Below are 17,166 nucleotides of genomic sequence, written 5' to 3' on the forward strand. Positions count from 1 at the left end.
CGGTGGGTGTGCTTCAACCCGTGGGGTCGCCCGCGCCGCCGCCGTCCGCCGTGGTGCCGGTGTCCGTGCCGCCGTTCGTGGTGCCCGTGTCGGTGCCGCCGTTCGTCGTACCGGCGTCGGTGCCGCCGTTCGTCGTACCGGTGTCCGTGCCGCCGTTCGTGGTGCCCGTGTCCGTGCCGCCGCTCGTCGGGTCCGTGGACTGCGACGGCGAGGTCTGCGGGTCCGTCGGCGTGTCGGTCGGCCCCGTGGACTGCGACTGCGAGGTCTGCGGGTCCGTCGGCGTGTAGCCGGACCCGCCCGAACCCGAGTCCGAGCCGTTGTCGGTGGCGGGGTCCGAGGGCTGGTCCGTGGTGTCGTCCGACGGGCTCGGGGTCTCCGACTGGTCCTTCGTGGACTTCGAGTGCGTCGCCGGCGGCTTGGTGTCGGTGCCCGTGCCGTGGGTGCCGCCCGTGTTCTTGAGCGCCAGCGCGACACCCGCCGCGATCGCGATGACCGCGAGGACGGCGAGGATCCACAGCTTGCCGCGGCCGCTGCCCTTGTTGCCGTGGCCCTCGAAGCCGCCGTCGTCGCCGTGGCCGTAGCCCTGCGGCAGGATCGGCTGCGGGATCTGCGCGGTGCCGGCACCGAAGTCGCCCGGGTGCTGCATCGCGGTCGTCCCCGTGAAGCCGCCCGCCGGGGTGTGCCGGCCGTCGTGCGCCTCCACCGGGCCGGTGTTCCAGGTGCCGGTGTGCCCGCCCGCCTCGTAGAGCATCTGCAGGCCGTACTGGACCATGCCGCGCATCTCCTCGGCCGTCTGGAACCGGTCGTCCGGCTCCTTGGCGAGCGAGCGCATGACCAGGCCGTCCAGCTCCGGCGGGCAGCCGTCGGAGAACTCCGAGGGCGGCGTCGGAATGTCCTGGACGTGCTGGTAGACCACCGACAGCGGGGTCTCACCGGTGAACGGGGGCCTGAGAGCGAGCAGTTCGTACAGCAGGCAGCCGGTCGCGTACAGGTCGGAGCGGTGGTCCACCGCCTTGCCGAGCGCCTGCTCCGGGGAGAGGTACTGCGGCGTGCCCATGACCATTCCGGTCTGTGTCATCGTTGTCGACGCACCGTGCAGGGCGCGCGCGATGCCGAAGTCCATCACCTTGACGGCGCCGCTGTTCGTGATGATCACGTTGGCGGGCTTGATGTCGCGGTGCACGATGCCGTGCTGGTGCGAGTAGGCGAGCGCCTCCAGCACCCCGGAGACGATGATCAGGGCCTGCTCGGGACCCGGCGCCTCGGCGTTGAGCAGCAGATCGCGGATGGTGCGGCCCTCGACCAGCTCCATCACGATGTACGGCACGGACTGGCCGCCGACGAAGTCCTCGCCGGAGTCGTACACGGCCACGATCGCGTGGTGGTTGAGGCCGGCGACCGACTGCGCCTCACGCGTGAAGCGGGCCTTGGAGACCGGGTCCTCGGCCAGGTCGGCGCGGAGCAGCTTCACCGCGACGGTACGGCCCAGACGGACGTCCTCGGCCGCGAACACCTCGGCCATGCCGCCCCGGCCCAGCCGGTGGGTGAGCCGGTACCGGCCGTCGCCGACGAGCCCTCCGTTGCCCCACATCTCCGGCGCGTCCGACATACCGCCGCCAGTCGCCTCGGGGTCGGACGGGCCCTGGGCGCGCTGCGTCTGTGCCATCAGTCCTCGCCGTCGTTTCTGCCCGCGGTGCGCGCGGTGTTGTTACGGTCTCCGTCGGCCACGCTACAGCCTTCGCGCGAGCCACCGGTTCGGAACCGGAACCGGGACCGGCCGAAGCCGGACCGGCCATGAAACCTGTAGCACGCGCTGTCGTGCAAATTCTGTGTGCCGGTCGTAGGCCGCCTGTAACGCTTGCGCGACGCTTCTTGCGCGTACGGTCACGGAACGGGCACCGAGCTTGACGTGTCAGTGCCCTGGGGCAGACTTGGCCGGGAATGACACATTCGATCAAGGCCCGTGCGATGAGCGAAGGCGCCGGACGGCCAGTGGGGGACACGGAGAGATGAGCCAGGACGGCGCACACGGCCGGTACGCGGGGCAGTCGCTGGCCGGCGGACGCTACCAGCTGCGTGACTTGCTCGGCGAGGGTGGCATGGCCTCGGTGCATCTGGCGTACGACGCCGTGCTCGACCGCCAGGTCGCGATCAAGACGCTCCACACGGAACTCGGCCGGGAACAGGCCTTCCGAGAGCGCTTTCGGCGCGAGGCCCAGGCCGTGGCCAAGCTCACGCACACCAATATCGTCTCCGTCTTCGACACCGGCGAGGACGATCTCGGCGGCATGACCACTCCGTACATCGTGATGGAGTACGTCGAGGGCCGCCCGCTCGGCTCGGCCCTCGAGGAGGACATCCGGCAGTACGGCGCGATGCCCGCCGACAAGGCCCTGAAGGTCACCGCCGACGTGCTGGCGGCGCTGGAGATCAGCCACGAGATGGGGCTGGTCCACCGCGACATCAAGCCGGGCAACGTGATGGTGACCAAGCGCGGCGTGGTCAAGGTCATGGACTTCGGCATCGCCCGCGCCATGCAGTCCGGTGTGACCTCGATGACACAGACCGGCATGGTCGTCGGCACGCCGCAGTACCTCTCGCCCGAGCAGGCCCTCGGCCGCGGTGTGGACGCCCGCTCCGACCTGTACTCGGTCGGCATCATGCTGTTCCAGCTGGTCACCGGGCGGCTGCCGTTCGAGGCCGACTCGCCGCTGGCCATCGCCTACGCGCACGTGCAGGAGGAGCCGGTCGCACCCTCCTCGATCAACCGCTCCCTGCCGCCCGCGGTGGACGCGCTGGTCGCCCGCGCGCTGAAGAAGAACCCGAACGAGCGTTTCCCGAGCGCCGAGGCCATGCGCGGCGAGTGCCTGCGCGTCGCCGCCTCCTTCCAGGCGGCCGCGCCGAGCATCGTGCCGGGCGCCGCGCCGACGCAGAGCGGCTCGGGCGTCGGCTCCGCGGTGTTCCCGCCGGTCGACCAGACGGCCCAGCCCGCCCCCGGTCCGGTCCAGACGCCGTACCAGCCGGGCCCGTACGGCGCGCCGCAGACGCCCGCCCCGGCCTACGGCTACCCGCAGCAAGGACAGCAGGGCGGCTACCAGACGCCGCCTCCGATGGGCTACGGCCCGCAGGCCTCGCCGACCCCGCCGCCGTACACCATCTCGCCGCAGCAGAACCCCCAGACGTCCGGCTCCGGCGGCGGCAAGAGCAACAAGCCGGTGATCATCGGCTCGGTCGCGGTGTCGCTCGTCGCGGTCGTCGCCCTGATCGTCGCGCTGACGCTGAACAACGACGGCGGTGGCAACAAGGGCGGGGGCGGCGGCGCCAGCGCCTCGGCGTCCTCCTCCCAACAGCCTGGCTACCGCGGGCCGGACCGGACCCGGGTGATCGACAAGACCAAGTGCACGGAGCCGACGGAGTCCTGGGACGATTCGAGCAAGATCGTGCTGCCCGACTTCCGGTACAAGGACATCAACTCCGTGAAGGCCTGCTTCCAGGCCGCGGGCTGGCAGTACAAGATCACTCACCAGAACGACAACACCTGGGGCAAGGACACCGTCCTGGACCAGTTCCCGTCCGAGAGCACGGACGTCGACAAGAAGAACCCGGGAACGATCGAGCTCACGGTCTCGACGGGCAACCCCGCCTGATACCGGCCCGCCACGGGCGACAGTGGAGCCCGGCACGATTCCGTGCCGGGCTCCACTCGTTGCTCTGCTCGTTACGGGTACGGCTCGTTGCTCCGCCTCGTTACAGGTACGGCCCGCCCGAGCGGCCCGTGGTGCGGTGGTCGTCGCCGTCCTCGTGACCGGTCACGCCCGGCGGGAGCGCGCGGCGCATCTGTTCCAACTGGGCCCGCGCGGCCATCTGCTGGGCGAACAGCGTGGTCTGGATCCCGTGGAAGAGTCCTTCCAGCCAGCCCACCAACTGCGCCTGCGCGATGCGCAGTTCCGCATCGCTCGGGGTGGCGTCGTCGGTGAACGGCAGGGAGAGCCGCTCCAGTTCCTCGACCAGCTCCGGCGCGAGGCCGTCCTCCAGCTCCTTGACCGAGCTGGCGTGGATCTCCTTCAGCCGCACCCGGCTCGCCTCGTCCAGAGGCGCCGCCCGCACCTCCTCCAGGAGCTGCTTGATCATGCTGCCGATCCGCATGACCTTGGCCGGCTGTTCCACCTGCTCCGTCACCGGGGTCTCACGGGACTCGTAGTCCCCGTTGCCACCGCCGAGCGCCATACCGTCCTGGCCCACGACGAGGATCTGGTGATTTTCCGGCGACCGTTCGTTCCTCGGCATCTCCATGCCGCCATTCTCTCGCACCCGTCCACCTCATCACCGTGGTGCCCCCTCATGGGGCTGATCCACCGTTTAGACCCGACGGCGCATTTTGAAATGCCTTGTTCGCCCTTGAATGTGAGGCTTATTCCCGTCGGTCATCCAGCGATCACGACATCCGGGCTCCGGGAGGTCACCGACGTGACTCCATGGCTGCACATCACGCTCCCCTGCCGACAGCTCTGCCTACGGCTGCTGCTGCTCGTCCTCGCGGCGGCCCTGCCCGCGTACGGCACGGTCACCGGGTACGCCGCGCCCGCATACGCCACCGAGCGCGGCCCCGGCGGCTCCAGTACCCGGGGACACGCGCATGTCCCCGCCCCGACGGCCACCCCGAACCGCCCCGGTCCCGGAGACGCGGACCATCCGGACCACGCCGCCGATCCCGCGCCCTCGGACCAGGCCACCCACTCGGAGCATGCCGCCCACTCGGAGCACACGGCTGCCGACCAGCCGGACTCCGGTCCTCCGGCCTTCGCCGGTCACGATCACAGCGGTCCCGACGGCTCCCCCGTCACCGGGCCCGTCGCCGGCCCCGTGCCCATCCCCCCGTTCCCTCCCCTGCCCTCCGATTCCGCCTCCGCCTCGTACCGCCCGGCGACGGACGTCGAGCCGACCCGGGCGGGCAGCAGGGCCGGCGAGGGACGGATGCGGCCGGGCCGGCCGGACGGGCCCGCGGCCGAGGTGGAGGGCGACGACGACCCCGTGCCCATCCGGACTCCCGGCACCGGCCGGCCGGAGGACCCGGAGACGGCCGACCTCCCCGCCGCGATCACGACGGCCCCGGACGCCCCCGACCAGGCCGGCCTCGACCAGCCCCCGGCCCGGAACGCCGCCCAACAGGACCAAGCCACCACCGAGCCGGTCCTCCAGATCCTCCCCCTGGGCAGCGGCCTGGTCCTCATCGGCCTGGGCCTGGCCCTGGCCTTCCTGGGCCTGAAGCTCCGCAGGGGCTGAGTCAGCCGCGGGCGGTCCTGCCGACGGGGCTGCGCCCGTCCCACGGACAGCGGCACCCGGCCGGGGCCGGGCCGGCGACCCGAGGGCCCGTCCGGCACCGGCACAGGGCGCACGCAGCACCGGCGACCGGCGGCCGGCACCGCCGTAGCCACGGCCCGGGTCACCGCCCAGCACCGCAATCGCCCTACGACGTGACCAGCAGCACCTTCCCCACGTGCCCGCTGGCCTCCACCACCCGATGCCCCTCGCCCGCCGAGGACATCGGCACTTCCCTGTCCACGACCGGCCGCACATGCCCACCGGCCACCAACGGCCACACATGCTCCCGCACAGCCGCCACAATCGCCGCCTTCTCACTCAGCGGCCGCGCCCGCAGCGAGGTCGCACTGACAGCCGCCCGCTTGCTCAGCAGCGTGCCGATGTTCAGCTCGCCCTTGACGCCGCCCTGCATACCGATGATCGCGAGACGCCCGTTGACGGCAAGCGCCTGGACGTTGCGGTCCAGGTACTTCGCCCCCATGTTGTCGAGGATCACGTCGGCCCCCGCACCCCCGGTGGCCTCCTTGATCTCGGCGACGAAGTCCTGCTCCCGGTAGTTGACGAGGACATCCGCGCCCAGCTCGGCACACCGCTCCAGCTTCTCCTTCGTGCCCGCGGTCACCGCGACCTTGGCCCCGACGGCCTTGGCGAGCTGGATCGCCATGGTGCCGATACCGCTGGACCCGCCGTGCACGAGCAGCGTCTCGCCGGGCCGCAGGTGGGAGATCATGAACACGTTGGACCAGACCGTGCAGACCACCTCGGGCAGCGCGGCCGCGTGCGTGAGGGAGACGCCCTCGGGCACGGGCAGCAGCTGCCCGGCCGGTACGACGACCTTCTCCGCGTAACCGCCGCCGGCGAGCAGTGCGCACACCTCGTCGCCGACGGCCCAGCCGGACACTCCGGGGCCCACCGCGGCGATCCTGCCGGAGCACTCCAGGCCGGGGTAGGGGGAGGCGCCGGCCGGTGGGTTGTAGAAGCCCTGCCGCTGCAGGATGTCGGCACGGTTGACGGCGCTGGCCACCACCTCGACCAGCACCTCGCCCTCGCCGGGCACCGGGTCGGGGACCTCCGCCCACACCAGCGCCTCGGGACCACCAGGTTCGGGAATCGTGATCGCATGCATGCCCGCGACGCTACTCCCCGCGTGCGGAGTCTTCAGGGCAGACCCGCTCGCTCCCGGACGCCCCGTACGACACTCACCATCACCAGATGCTCGCCCGCCTGGCGGGCGACGGCGTCATGGCCCCGGAGGTTTCACGTGAAACACACCCCGATTCCCGCGGCCGCCCACGGAAGGTCCAGCAGCTCGGTCTCCTCGCCCTGGCCGGCCCCGTCGGGCGGTACGACGGCCAGCGCATCCGCGGCGGCGATGCCACGGAGCATGGCCGGCCCGTTGTAGTGCAGCGGTACGGCACGGTCGCCGCGCAGCACCACGGGGACGAGCCGGGTGTCGTACGGGTGTCCCTGGACGGCCTCCCTGAGCGGCAGCGTGTACGGCTCGGGGGCCGGATGGGCGGCCAGGGTGCGCAGCAGCGGCTCGGCGAGCGTGAGCAGGCCGGAGACGGCCGCGAGGGGGTTTCCGGGCAGGCCGACGAGATGCTGGCCTTCCTTGGTGCGGGCCAGCAGCATGGGGTGGCCGGGGCGCACCTTGACGCCGTCGACGAGGAGTTCGGCGCCGATGCGTTCCAGGGTGGGGTGGACATGGTCGACGGGTCCGCCCGCGGTGCCGCCCGTGGTGACGATGAGGTCGGCTTCGGAGCCGGTGACGGCCTTGCGCAGGGCCCTGGCGTCGTCGCCGATCCGGTGCACCGCGACGACCTCAGCGCCGAGCGCGCGCAGCCACGGCGGCAGCATGGGGCCGAGCGCGTCCCGGATCAGGCCGTCGTGCGGCAGGCCCTCGGTCAGCAACTCGTCGCCGAGCACGAGGACTTCGACTGTCGGGCGCGGTACGACGGTGACGGTGTCGTATCCGGCCGCCGCGGCGAGCCCCAGGACGGCGGGAGTGACGAGGGTGCCGACCGGCAGCAGCTGGTCGCCGCTGCGGCACTCCTGGGCGCGCGGGCGGATGTCCTGGCCGTGCACCAGCTCCCGGGTGGCGTGGAGCCGCCCCTGTGTGTCGATGCGGCCGTGCTCGCTGCGCAGGACGGCGATGGTGTCGCCCGGGATGCGGGCACCGGTCGCGATGCGAACCGCCTCACCGTCGGAAAGCGGCTCGGGCTGCGCGTGCCCGGCCAGCACGCCTTCCTCGCGCACCTCCCAGGGGCCCGGCCCGGCAACCGCCCAGCCGTCCATCGCGGAGGTGTCGAAGGAGGGCAGGTCGGTCAGCGCGTCGACAGGGGCGGCCAGGACCAGGCCGAGGGCGTCGCCGAGCGGCACGGAGACGGGGGCACGGCGGCCGTGGGCGCGCGCGACGCGGGCGGCGATCTCGCGGGCCTGGGGCCAGGGGGTGGCCCGGTGCTCGCCGTGTGCTTCGGGCGCCGGAGCGGGGACCTGGCCCGCATGGTCGCCCCTGGACTCTCGCACGAGGGCCAGTGCCTCCTCGACGTCCAGGTCGTCGCTGTCCTCGGCGGGCGCTCCGGCCCGGGCTCCGGGGGCGGTCATCCGGCGTCCGGGGCGCTCGGGCCCCCGCTGTTCTCTTTCCCGCCCCCGCTGTTCTCTTCCTCCCAGCGCAGGGCGAGCGCGGCCGCCTTGCGGGCGGCCTCGGCAACGGCCTCAGGGCCGCCCTTGGCCTGGGCCGCGGCGTAGCCGACGAGGAAGGTGGTCAGCGGAGCGGCGGGCCGGGCCACGCCGTGCGCGGCGTCGCGGGCCAGGTCGAGCAGGAGGCCGGTGTCGACGTCCAAGTCGATGCCCAGTTCGTCCTTGACTGCGGAGATCCATTCATCCAACACGTGCCCATGCTCCCTGATGCGTGCCCTGGCGTTGACGAGGTCGTCCCAGGTGTCGCAGTCGAAGGACGCGAGCGGGTCCGGGACGCGGACGAGGCGGAGGGCGCCGGTGAGCCGGCGCAGGGGCAGTCCGGTCAGGCCGTCGGGGCCGGTCCCGAGGGCGGCCAGTTCACGGCGGAGCGGGGCTGTGCGGTAGGCGGCCACGAGCGGCTGATCGCGGCCGTCGGCGTCGGTGAGCAGCACGCCGTCGGCTCCGGTGTCGCGCAGGGCGGCCAGTAGACGCTGGAGCGTGGCCGGCCGGAGGAAGGGCAGGTCGGCGGAGAGGACGACGGCGTGCTCGGCGGTGGTGAGCCGCAGGCCGGCCTCCAGTGCGGCGACCGGTCCGGCGCCGGGCGGCTCCTCGCGCGCCCAGCGCACCGGCCGTGCGGTGGCGCGTCGGTCGGCCACCACCACCGTCGTACCGGCGCCCGCGCAGGCCGCGAGCACACGGTCTATGAGCGCCCGGCCCCCGACCCGCAGGCCGGGCTTGTCCGCCCCGCCGAGCCGCCGGGCGGCACCGCCGGCCAGCACGACGGCGTCGTACGGCACCGGCGTCCCGGGGGCCACGGGGGCGTTGTCGGTCACCCCCCGAGTATGTCCCGAGGGGCCCGCCTGCATCTCCCACGGGGCCCTCCTTCAGGGCCCCGCGGGCGTCACAGCGTGCGCAGGAGCACCGCCGGCTGTTCCACGCAGTCCGCCACATAGCGCAGGAAGCCGCCCGCCGTACCGCCGTCGCACACCCGGTGGTCGAAGGTGAGCGAGAGCTGGACGACCTGGCGCACCGCCAGCTCTCCTTCGTGCACCCATGGCTTCGGGACGATCCGGCCGACGCCGAGCATGGCCGCCTCGGGGTGGTTGATGATCGGCGTCGAGCCGTCGACGCCGAAGACCCCGTAGTTGTTCAACGTGAAGGTCCCGCCGGTGAGTTCCCCGGGCGTGAGCTTCCCGGTGCGGGCCGCCTCGGTGAGCCGGGCGAACTCGGCGGTCAGCGACTCGGCGTCGCGCGCGTGGGCGTCCCGGACGACCGGCACGACCAGCCCTCGCTCGGTCTGCGCGGCGAACCCGAGGTGGACGTGGTCGAGCTGGACGACCTCGCGGGCCTCGGTGTCGACGTAGGAGTTCAGCTCCGGGAACCGGGCGAGCGCGGCCGTGCAGATGCGGGCGAGCAGCGCGAGGAGGGAGATCTTCGGCCCTCCTGCGGCGTTCATCGCGGCACGCGCGCGCATGAGTTCGGTCGCGTCGGCGTCGACCCAGCAGGTGGCATCCGGGATCTCCCGGCGGCTGCGGGAGAGCTTGTCGGCGACGGCACCGCGCACGCCCTTGAGGGGGGTGCGCATGCCTGTGGCGCGTGTGGCCGGAGCGGCCGCGCGTGCCGACGAGGCCGTGGCGGTGGGTGCCGTCGTGGTCGGCTCCTCGGCCGTACGGCTGCCCGGGGCCGTCCTGGACCGCAGGGCGTCCTCGACGTCCGCGCGCAGGATCAGCCCGTCCGGGCCGGATCCCGTCAGCTGGCGCAGGTCCAGGCCGCCCTCACGGGCCAGCCGGCGGACCAGGGGGGAGATCACGGGGACCGGGCCGTCGGCATGGAGTGCGTCCACGCGCGCGTGGGCGGTCCCGATGGAGGCCACCGTCGCGTTGGGTCGGGTCGCCGCGCCGTCCGCGCCGACGCTGCCGTTCGCGGCGGTCGTCGCCACCGGCGCCGACCGCACCCTCCGGCGCCGGGCCGGCGCTTCCGAGGTGCCATATCCGACCAGGACGTTGCCCGATCCCGCGGCCTCGCCTCCGGGAGCCGCAGGTCCCACGGCCACGGTCAACAGCGGTGCGCCGACCGGAAGTTCGGTGCCCTCCTCGCCGAAGCGGGCGGTGACCACACCGCCGTAGGGACAGGGCACCTCGACCATCGCCTTGGCCGTCTCGACCTCGACGACCGGCTGGTCGATGGCGACGACGTCGCCGACCTGGACCAGCCAGCGGACGATCTCCGCCTCGGTGAGTCCCTCACCGAGGTCGGGGAGCTTGAACTCGAGCACCTGTGCCATCAGCCCTCGGCCTCCCACTGCAGCCGGGCCACGGCGTCCAGGATGCGGTCGACGCCGGGCAGGTGGTGCCTCTCCAGCATGGGCGGCGGGTAGGGGATGTCGAAGCCGGCCACGCGCAGCACCGGCGCCTCCAGGTGGTGGAAGCAGCGCTCGGTGATCTGGGCCGCTATCTCGCCGCCCGGCCCGCCGAACCCGGTGGACTCGTGGACGACGACCGCGCGTCCGGTGCGCCGTACGGCCGCGCAGACCGTCTCGTCGTCGAACGGCACCAGGGAGCGCAGATCGACCACTTCCAGGTCCCAGCCCTCGGCCTGGGCGGCCTCCGCGGCCTCCAGGCAGACCGGCAGGGAGGGGCCGTAGGTGATCAGGGTGGCGCTGCGGCCCTGGCGGCGCACCACCGCGCGACCGATGGGCTCCACGTCCGTGGGGTGCTCGGGGTTCCAGGAGTCCTTCGACCAGTAGAGCCGCTTGGGCTCCAGGATGACGACCGGGTCGTCGGAGGCGATGGCCTGGCGCAGCAGCCCGTAGGCGTCGGCGACGGTCGCGGGCGTGACCACGTGCAGCCCCGGGGTGGCCATGTAGTAGGCCTCGGAGGAGTCGCTGTGGTGCTCGACACCGCCGATGCCGCCGCCGTAGGGGACGCGGACGGTGATCGGCAGGGGCATCCTGCCGCGCGTGCGGTTGCGCATCCGGGAGACATGGCTGATGAGCTGCTCGAACGCCGGGTAGGCGAAGGCGTCGAACTGCATCTCCACCACCGGCCGCAGGCCGTACATGGCCATGCCGACGGCGGTGCCGAGGATGCCGGCCTCGGCGAGCGGGGTGTCGGTGCAGCGGTCCTCGCCGAACTCCTTGGCGAGGCCGTCGGTGACCCGGAAGACACCGCCGAGGGTGCCGACGTCCTCGCCCATGACGTGGACGGTGGGGTCGGCGGCCATCGCGTCGCGCAGCGCGCGCGTGAGGGCCTGCGCCATGGTGGCGGGCTTGACGGCGACGGTGGTCATCGGGCGCCGCCTTCCTGCTCGTCGTGCTGCTCCTGCTCGGCTTCCAGTTCGGCCCGCAGCAGGGCGCGCTGTTCGCGCAGCTGGGCCGTGGTCTCGGTGTAGACGTGGTCGAAGAGGGCCATGGGGTCGAGTTCGGGGTCGCGGTTCATGCGTTCACGCAAGGAGGCGGCCATTTCCTCGGCGTCCTGCCGGGCGGCCTCGATACCGGCCGCGTCGAGCTGACCGCGCGCGGTCAGCTCACGCTCCAGCAGTTCGATCGGGTCGTGGGCGCGCCAGGCCTCGACCTCGGCGTCGCCGCGGTAGCGGGTGGCGTCGTCGGCGTTGGTGTGGGCGTCGATCCGGTACGTCACCGCCTCCACCAGGGTCGGGCCGCCGCCCGCGCGAGCGTGCCGTACCGCGTCGCTGAGGACCTCGTGCACGGCCGCCGCGTCGTTGCCGTCGACCAGCCGGCCCGGCATGCCGTATCCGACGGCCTTGTGGGCCAGGGAGGGGGCCGCGGTCTGCTTGGCGAGCGGGACGGAGATGGCGAAGCCGTTGTTCTGCACGAGGAAGACGACCGGGGCCTGCCAGACGGCGGCGAAGTTCAGCGCCTCGTGGAAGTCGCCCTCGCTGGTGCCGCCGTCGCCGACCAGCGCGAGCGCGACCACGTCGTCGCCCTTGAGACGGGCGGCGTGCGCGAGGCCGACGGCGTGCGGGAGCTGGGTGGCCAGCGGGGTGGACAGGGGGGCCACGCGGTGGGTGTGGGGGTCGTAGCCGTTGTGCCAGTCCCCGCGCAGCAGGGTGAGGGCCTCGACGGGGTCCACGCCCCGTGCGACAACGGCGAGGGTGTCGCGGTAGCTCGGGAAGAGCCAGTCGCGCTCTTCCAGGGCCAGGGCGGCGGCGACCTCGCAGGCCTCCTGGCCGGTGCTGGAGGGGTAGACGGCGAGGCGGCCCTGCTTGGTGAGCGCCGTGGCCTGCGTGTTGTAGCGGCGGCCGCGCACCAGCTGGGCGTAGAGCCGGCGCAGCAGATCCGGATCGGCCTTGGCGGCCGCCTCGGTGCCGAGGACGCGATAGGGCTCGGCGTCGGGCAGCAGCGGCGCGGGGTCCATACGGGGCTGCCAGGCGGGCGGCGGGGCCGGCCGGTAAGCGTCCCGCTGCTCCATGACCGTCATGACGGCACCTCCTCGTGGGAGCGGCTACGGGAGACGGGTCGGCTGTGAGCCGTCTCACCTACCGATTGTTCGGTCGTCGGCACATTTTGGCTACAGGCCCCTCCAGGCTGTGGACAAACGGTTCTCCACAGCCTGGAATGAACGCAGGACGTCCACGGCGAGGGAGCGGGGGGCAATGGCAGCTGAACAAATGGCCGACGGACCGCAGGAAGGCGCCGCACTGTCACCGCCGCGCCCCCTGGACGGCACCCCGCTGCCGCCGCCGCGCCCGCTGGACGCCATCGATCAGGACATCCTGAAGATCCTCCAGGCGGACGGCCGTGCCTCGATACGGTCGGTCGCCGAACGCGTCCACGTCTCGCGCGCCAACGCCTACGCGCGCATCAACCGGCTCGTCGAGGACGGCGTCATCCGCGGGTTCAGCGCGCGCGTGGACCACGAGCGGGCGGGGCACGGCACCTCGGCGTACGTCACGCTGAAGATCGTCCAGAACAGCTGGCGCACGGTCCGCGAGCAGCTCCGACAGCTGCCCGGCGCCTCCCACATCGCCCTGGTAGGCGGGGACTTCGATGTGCTGCTGCTGGTGCACACACCCGACAACAGGGCGCTGCGGGAGCTGGTGCTCACCCGGCTCCAGGCGATCCCCGAGGTGCTCAGCACCCGCACGCTTCTTGTCTTCGAGGAGGAGGACCTGGAGCCGGAGGCGTGACGGGAGGTGTGCCGGAGGCGTGACGAGAGGTGTGCCGCAGGCCTGAGGGGTCAGTCCCGGCGGAGTCCCGCGAAGACCAGCCGGACCACCGCGTCGGCCACCTCGCGGTCGTCGGCGCCCCGCGGGTCCGGCCGGTACCACTCCACGATCGAGTTGATCATTCCGAAGACCAGCCGGGTGGCCAGCCGGACCTCGACGTCGCCGCGTACGTCCCCGTCGGCCGCCGCCGCCTTCAGCAGTTCCGCGACCCGGTGGTCGAAGTCGCGCCGCCGCTCCAGCGCCCACCGCTCGGTCTCGGTGTTGCCGCGCACCCGCAGCAGCAGTGTCACGTAGGGCAGGTCGCCTATGAGCACCTCGACCATGCGCCGTACGACGTGCTCCAGCCGGTCGACCGGCCGCCCCACGCGCGCGTGCTCCTCGTCCAGGATGGCGAACAGGCCGTCCAGGGCACGGCTGACGGCCCGCCGCAGCAGCTCCTCCTTGCCGCTGACGTGGTGGTAGATCGACGACTTGGAGATGCCGGCCGCCTTGGACAGGTGCTCCATGGAGGTGCCGTCGTAACCGCGCTCGTTGAAGACCTGCACGGCCACGGAGAGCAGCGTCTCGGGCGTGTATGTGTCGCGCCTGGCCGTGGTCATGAGGTGCCCTCCCGCTTGTCGGCGACGGCGTACGCGTGGCGGTAGAGCGCGAGGGAGGGGGCGTAGCGTCCGGAGGGGTCGCGCTCGTGCATCTCGTCCAGGATGTCGAAGGCGAACTCGCGGCCGAGCCTGCGGTCCCACTCGAACGGGCCGAGCGGGTAGTTCACGCCCAGGCGCATGGCCGTGTCGATGTCCTCCTCGGTGGCGACGCCCTTGGCGACGGCGTCATGGGCAAGGTCGATGATCCTGGCGACCGTACGCGCGACGATCATGCCGGGGACGTCGCCGATGACGCTGACGTCCTTGCCGAGGGCCTGGAAGAGGCCGGTGGCCTCGGCGAGGGTCTGCGGCGAGGTGTCCTGGCAGGCGGACAGCGCGACGCGGGTGGCCGCGCGGTAGTCCAGGGCGAGGTCGAAGTAGACGACGTCCCGGAATTCCACGCAGGTCTGCCCGTCGGCGAGGACCAGCTGGCCGCCGCTCGGCAGCACCAGGCGGGTGCCGTTGTCCTCGTCCTCCTCGCGGACCTGGATGCCCGCCTCGCGGATCAGCGCGAGCAGTCCGGCCGCGGGGCCGAGGCCACCCTCGGCGACGACGTAGGCGGGCGGCTGCTCCTTGTCGGCGGTGTGCGGCTCGGGCCGCTCGGCGCCCTCGGCGTGGTCGTACCAGCCGTGCCCGGTCTTGCGGCCTAGGCGGCCGGACTCCACCAGCCGGCGCTGGGCGAGGGACGGGGTGAACCGCACGTCCTGGAAGAAGGACTGCCACACGGAGTGGGTCACCGACTCGTTGACGTCCTGCCCGATCAGGTCGGTCAGTTCGAAGGCGCCCATCCTGAAGCCGCCGGACTCGCGCAGGACCGCGTCGATGGTGGCGGGGTCGGCTGCCTGGGCCTCGTAGACGGCGAAGGCCTCGGCGTAGAACGGCCGGGCGATCCGGTTGACGATGAAGCCCGGGGTGTCGGCGCAGGCCACCGGGGTCTTGCCCCAGGCGCGGGCGGTCTCGTACGCGCGCGTGGCCGACGTGACGTCGGTGGCGAACCCGGAGACGACCTCGACCAGCGGCAGCAGCGGGGCCGGGTTGAAGAAGTGCAGGCCCACGAAGCGACCGGGTTGGCGCAGGGCGCCGCCGATGGCCGTCACCGACAGCGAGGAGGTGTTGGTGGCGAGCAGGCAGTCCTCGGCGACGATCTCCTCGAGCTTGCCGAAGAGCTGCTGTTTGACGTCCAGCCGTTCCAGGACGGCCTCGACGACCAGCCCGCAGTCCGCCAGCCCGTCCAGGCTCTCCACGGGCCGGAGGCGGGCGCGGGCCGCGTCCCGGTCGGCGGGGCCGAGCCTGCCCTTCTCCACGAGCCGGTCGAGCCGGGCGCCGATCGCTTCGGCCGCGTCCCGGGCACGCCCGGCGACGGCGTCGTACAGCCGCACGGGGTGGCCGGCGACCAGCGCGACCTGGGCGATGCCCTGGCCCATGGTGCCGGTGCCGACGACGGCCACGGGGCTGCTGAGGTCGAGTGCTGTCATGTGCGCGATCCTCCCGCACGGCGTTTTCCACAGATACGGCAGGCCCCCTTGTCCCGACCGATCGTTCGGTTACTCTAGCTCTGACCGGCTGTCCCTGCCCATGTTTCTGCCCAGGTCCATGAACTCGACGAAGAGTTCTCCAGACGAGGAGTTGGTCCCGCATGGCCGCCGAACTGACCGCCCACGAGCTGATCGCGAAGCACCGGCCCACCCTGGACCAGGCGCTGGAAGCGATCCGCACGCGCGCGTACTGGTCGCCGCATCCCGAGCACCCGAAGGCCTACGGCGAGAACGGCAGCCTGGACGCGGAGGCGGGCAAGGCCGCCTTCGACGCCCTGCTGGGCAACCGCCTGGACCTCGCCGACCAGCCCGGCATCGACGACTGGGTGGGCGACGAGGTCTCCCCGTACGGCATCGGGCTGGGCGTGACCTACCCGCACGCGGACATCGACGTGCTGCTGCCCGCGATGAAGGCCGGACAGCGCGCCTGGCGGGAGGCCGGCGCGGAGCTGCGGGCCATGGTCTGCCTGGAGATCCTCAAGCGGATCAGCGACCGCACCCACCAGTTCGCGCACGCGGTCATGCACACCTCCGGCCAGGCGTTCATGATGGCGTTCCAGGCGGGCGGCCCGCACGCCCAGGACCGCGGCCTGGAGGCGGTGGCGTACGCGTACGCGGAGCAGATCCGCACGCCCGAGACGGCGGAGTGGACCAAGCCGCAGGGCAAGCGCGACCCGCTGGCCCTGACCAAGACCTTCACGCCCGTGCCGCGCGGCCTCGCCCTGGTGATCGGCTGCAACACCTTCCCGACCTGGAACGGCTATCCGGGCCTGTTCGCCTCCCTCGCCACAGGCAACGCGGTCCTGGTCAAACCCCACCCGCGCGCGGTACTGCCGCTGGCGCTCACCGTGCAGGTCGCGCGCCAGGTGCTGGCCGAGACGGGCTTCGACCCGAACCTGGTGGCGCTGACCGCCGAGCGCCTTGGCGAGGGCATCGCCAAGACCCTCGCCACCCGCCCCGAGATCCGGATCATCGACTACACGGGGTCGACGTCCTTCGGCGACTGGCTGGAGGCCAACGCCCGCCAGGCGCAGGTCTACACCGAGAAGGCCGGCGTCAACACGGTGATCGTGCATTCCACGGACGACTACAAGGGCATGCTGTCCAACCTGGCGTTCTCGCTGTCCCTGTACAGCGGCCAGATGTGCACCACCCCGCAGAACCTGCTCATCCCCCGGGACGGCATCCGCACCGACGAGGGCCCCAAGACCTTCGACGAGGTCGCCGCCGACCTCGCCCGCGCGGTCGACGGCCTCCTCGGCGACGACGCCCGCGCGAACGCCCTGCTGGGCGCGATCGTCAACCCGGACGTCAAGGCCCGCCTGGAGGCCGCCGCCGGCCTCGGCGAAGTCGCCCTCGCCTCCCGCGAGATCAGCAACCCCGACTTCCCGGGCGCGGTCGTGCGCACGCCCGTCATCGTCAAGCTGGACGGCGCCAAACCGGACGACCAGGCCGCCTACATGAGCGAGTGCTTCGGCCCCGTCTCCTTCGCCGTCGCGGTCGACTCGGCGACCGACGCGGTGGAGCTGCTGCGCCGCACGGTCCGGGAGAAGGGCGCGATGACGGTCGGCGCCTACACCACCGACAGCGAGGTCGAGCAGGCGATCGAGGAGGTGTGCCTGGAGGAGGCGGCCCAGCTGTCGCTCAACCTGACCGGCGGGGTGTACGTGAACCAGACCGCCGCGTTCTCCGACTTCCACGGCTCGGGCGGCAACCCGGCGGCGAACGCGGCCCTCACCGACGGCGCGTTCGTGGCCAACCGCTTCCGGGTGGTCGAGGTACGCCGACAGGCCTAGGGCCTGTCC

Annotated in this window: 14 protein-coding genes; 4 read left to right on the plus strand and 10 right to left on the minus strand. The window is 72.5% G+C overall.

Annotated features, from left to right (window positions below; all coding sequences use genetic code 11):
* Window positions 1-13 precede the first annotated feature (13 nt).
* Complete coding sequence (locus tag ACWC0C_RS22520) at window positions 14-1,666, minus strand: protein kinase domain-containing protein (RefSeq protein WP_449194891.1); 1,653 nt, start codon at window positions 1,664-1,666, stop codon at window positions 14-16.
* Window positions 1,667-2,009: 343 nt separating this feature from the next.
* Here ACWC0C_RS22520 and ACWC0C_RS22525 point away from each other — a divergent pair, with 343 nt between their 5' ends.
* A complete protein-coding gene (locus tag ACWC0C_RS22525; RefSeq protein ID WP_450865391.1) occupies window positions 2,010-3,647 on the plus strand; it encodes a protein kinase domain-containing protein in 1,638 nt (545 codons plus the stop codon).
* 100 nt (window positions 3,648-3,747) lie between these two features.
* On the opposite strand, the gene ACWC0C_RS22530 is transcribed toward ACWC0C_RS22525, so the two are convergent.
* Complete coding sequence (locus tag ACWC0C_RS22530; RefSeq protein WP_450865392.1) at window positions 3,748-4,293, minus strand: bacterial proteasome activator family protein; 546 nt, start codon at window positions 4,291-4,293, stop codon at window positions 3,748-3,750.
* Window positions 4,294-4,467: 174 nt separating this feature from the next.
* On the opposite strand from ACWC0C_RS22530, the gene ACWC0C_RS22535 reads away from it, so the two are divergent.
* Window positions 4,468-5,283 (plus strand): hypothetical protein, encoded by an 816-nt coding sequence (locus ACWC0C_RS22535; RefSeq protein ID WP_450865394.1) that lies wholly within the window; start codon window positions 4,468-4,470, stop codon window positions 5,281-5,283.
* Between the two features lie 184 nt (window positions 5,284-5,467).
* Here the strand turns inward: ACWC0C_RS22535 and ACWC0C_RS22540 are convergent, their stop codons facing one another.
* From ACWC0C_RS22540 to pdhA, 6 genes are all read right to left on the minus strand, one after another.
* On the minus strand, window positions 5,468-6,448 hold the full coding sequence (locus ACWC0C_RS22540) for an NAD(P)H-quinone oxidoreductase (protein WP_450865396.1): 981 nt from the start codon (window positions 6,446-6,448) through the stop codon (window positions 5,468-5,470).
* A 131-nt stretch (window positions 6,449-6,579) separates the two neighbouring features.
* The gene (locus tag ACWC0C_RS22545) at window positions 6,580-7,926 is read right to left on the minus strand and encodes a molybdopterin molybdotransferase MoeA (protein ID WP_450865398.1); all 1,347 of its coding nucleotides are present in this window, start codon (window positions 7,924-7,926) and stop codon (window positions 6,580-6,582) included.
* Window positions 7,923-8,834, minus strand: coding sequence for an NTP transferase domain-containing protein (locus ACWC0C_RS22550; RefSeq protein WP_450865399.1), 912 nt, complete (start codon window positions 8,832-8,834; stop codon window positions 7,923-7,925). The genes ACWC0C_RS22545 and ACWC0C_RS22550 overlap by 4 nt, the downstream gene beginning before the upstream one ends.
* Before the next feature lie 68 nt (window positions 8,835-8,902).
* Entirely contained in the window at window positions 8,903-10,285 is a 1,383-nt protein-coding gene (locus ACWC0C_RS22555; RefSeq protein ID WP_450865401.1) for a dihydrolipoamide acetyltransferase family protein, read from the minus strand.
* A complete protein-coding gene (locus ACWC0C_RS22560) occupies window positions 10,285-11,289 on the minus strand; it encodes an alpha-ketoacid dehydrogenase subunit beta (protein WP_450865402.1) in 1,005 nt (334 codons plus the stop codon). Before ACWC0C_RS22560 ends, ACWC0C_RS22555 begins: the two co-directional genes overlap by 1 nt.
* A complete protein-coding gene (gene pdhA / locus ACWC0C_RS22565; protein ID WP_450865404.1) occupies window positions 11,286-12,440 on the minus strand; it encodes a pyruvate dehydrogenase (acetyl-transferring) E1 component subunit alpha in 1,155 nt (384 codons plus the stop codon). The genes ACWC0C_RS22560 and pdhA overlap by 4 nt, the downstream gene beginning before the upstream one ends.
* Window positions 12,441-12,615: 175 nt before the next feature.
* On the opposite strand from pdhA, the gene ACWC0C_RS22570 reads away from it, so the two are divergent.
* Window positions 12,616-13,149 carry an Lrp/AsnC family transcriptional regulator gene (locus ACWC0C_RS22570; protein ID WP_450865406.1) on the plus strand — a complete coding sequence of 178 codons (534 nt, stop codon included), beginning with the start codon at window positions 12,616-12,618 and terminating at the stop codon, window positions 13,147-13,149.
* A gap of 50 nt (window positions 13,150-13,199) precedes the next feature.
* Here the strand turns inward: ACWC0C_RS22570 and ACWC0C_RS22575 are convergent, their stop codons facing one another.
* Window positions 13,200-13,787: a TetR/AcrR family transcriptional regulator gene (locus ACWC0C_RS22575; RefSeq protein ID WP_449194902.1), complete on the minus strand. Its 588-nt coding sequence runs from the start codon at window positions 13,785-13,787 to the stop codon at window positions 13,200-13,202.
* On the minus strand, window positions 13,784-15,301 hold the full coding sequence (locus ACWC0C_RS22580; RefSeq protein WP_449194903.1) for a 3-hydroxyacyl-CoA dehydrogenase: 1,518 nt from the start codon (window positions 15,299-15,301) through the stop codon (window positions 13,784-13,786). Before ACWC0C_RS22580 ends, ACWC0C_RS22575 begins: the two co-directional genes overlap by 4 nt.
* Before the next feature lie 161 nt (window positions 15,302-15,462).
* Here ACWC0C_RS22580 and paaN point away from each other — a divergent pair, with 161 nt between their 5' ends.
* Window positions 15,463-17,157 carry a phenylacetic acid degradation protein PaaN gene (gene paaN, locus ACWC0C_RS22585; protein ID WP_450865408.1) on the plus strand — a complete coding sequence of 565 codons (1,695 nt, stop codon included), beginning with the start codon at window positions 15,463-15,465 and terminating at the stop codon, window positions 17,155-17,157.
* Window positions 17,158-17,166: the final 9 nt, after the last annotated feature.

The sequence above is a fragment of the Streptomyces sp. NPDC001709 genome (genome assembly GCF_053596375.1).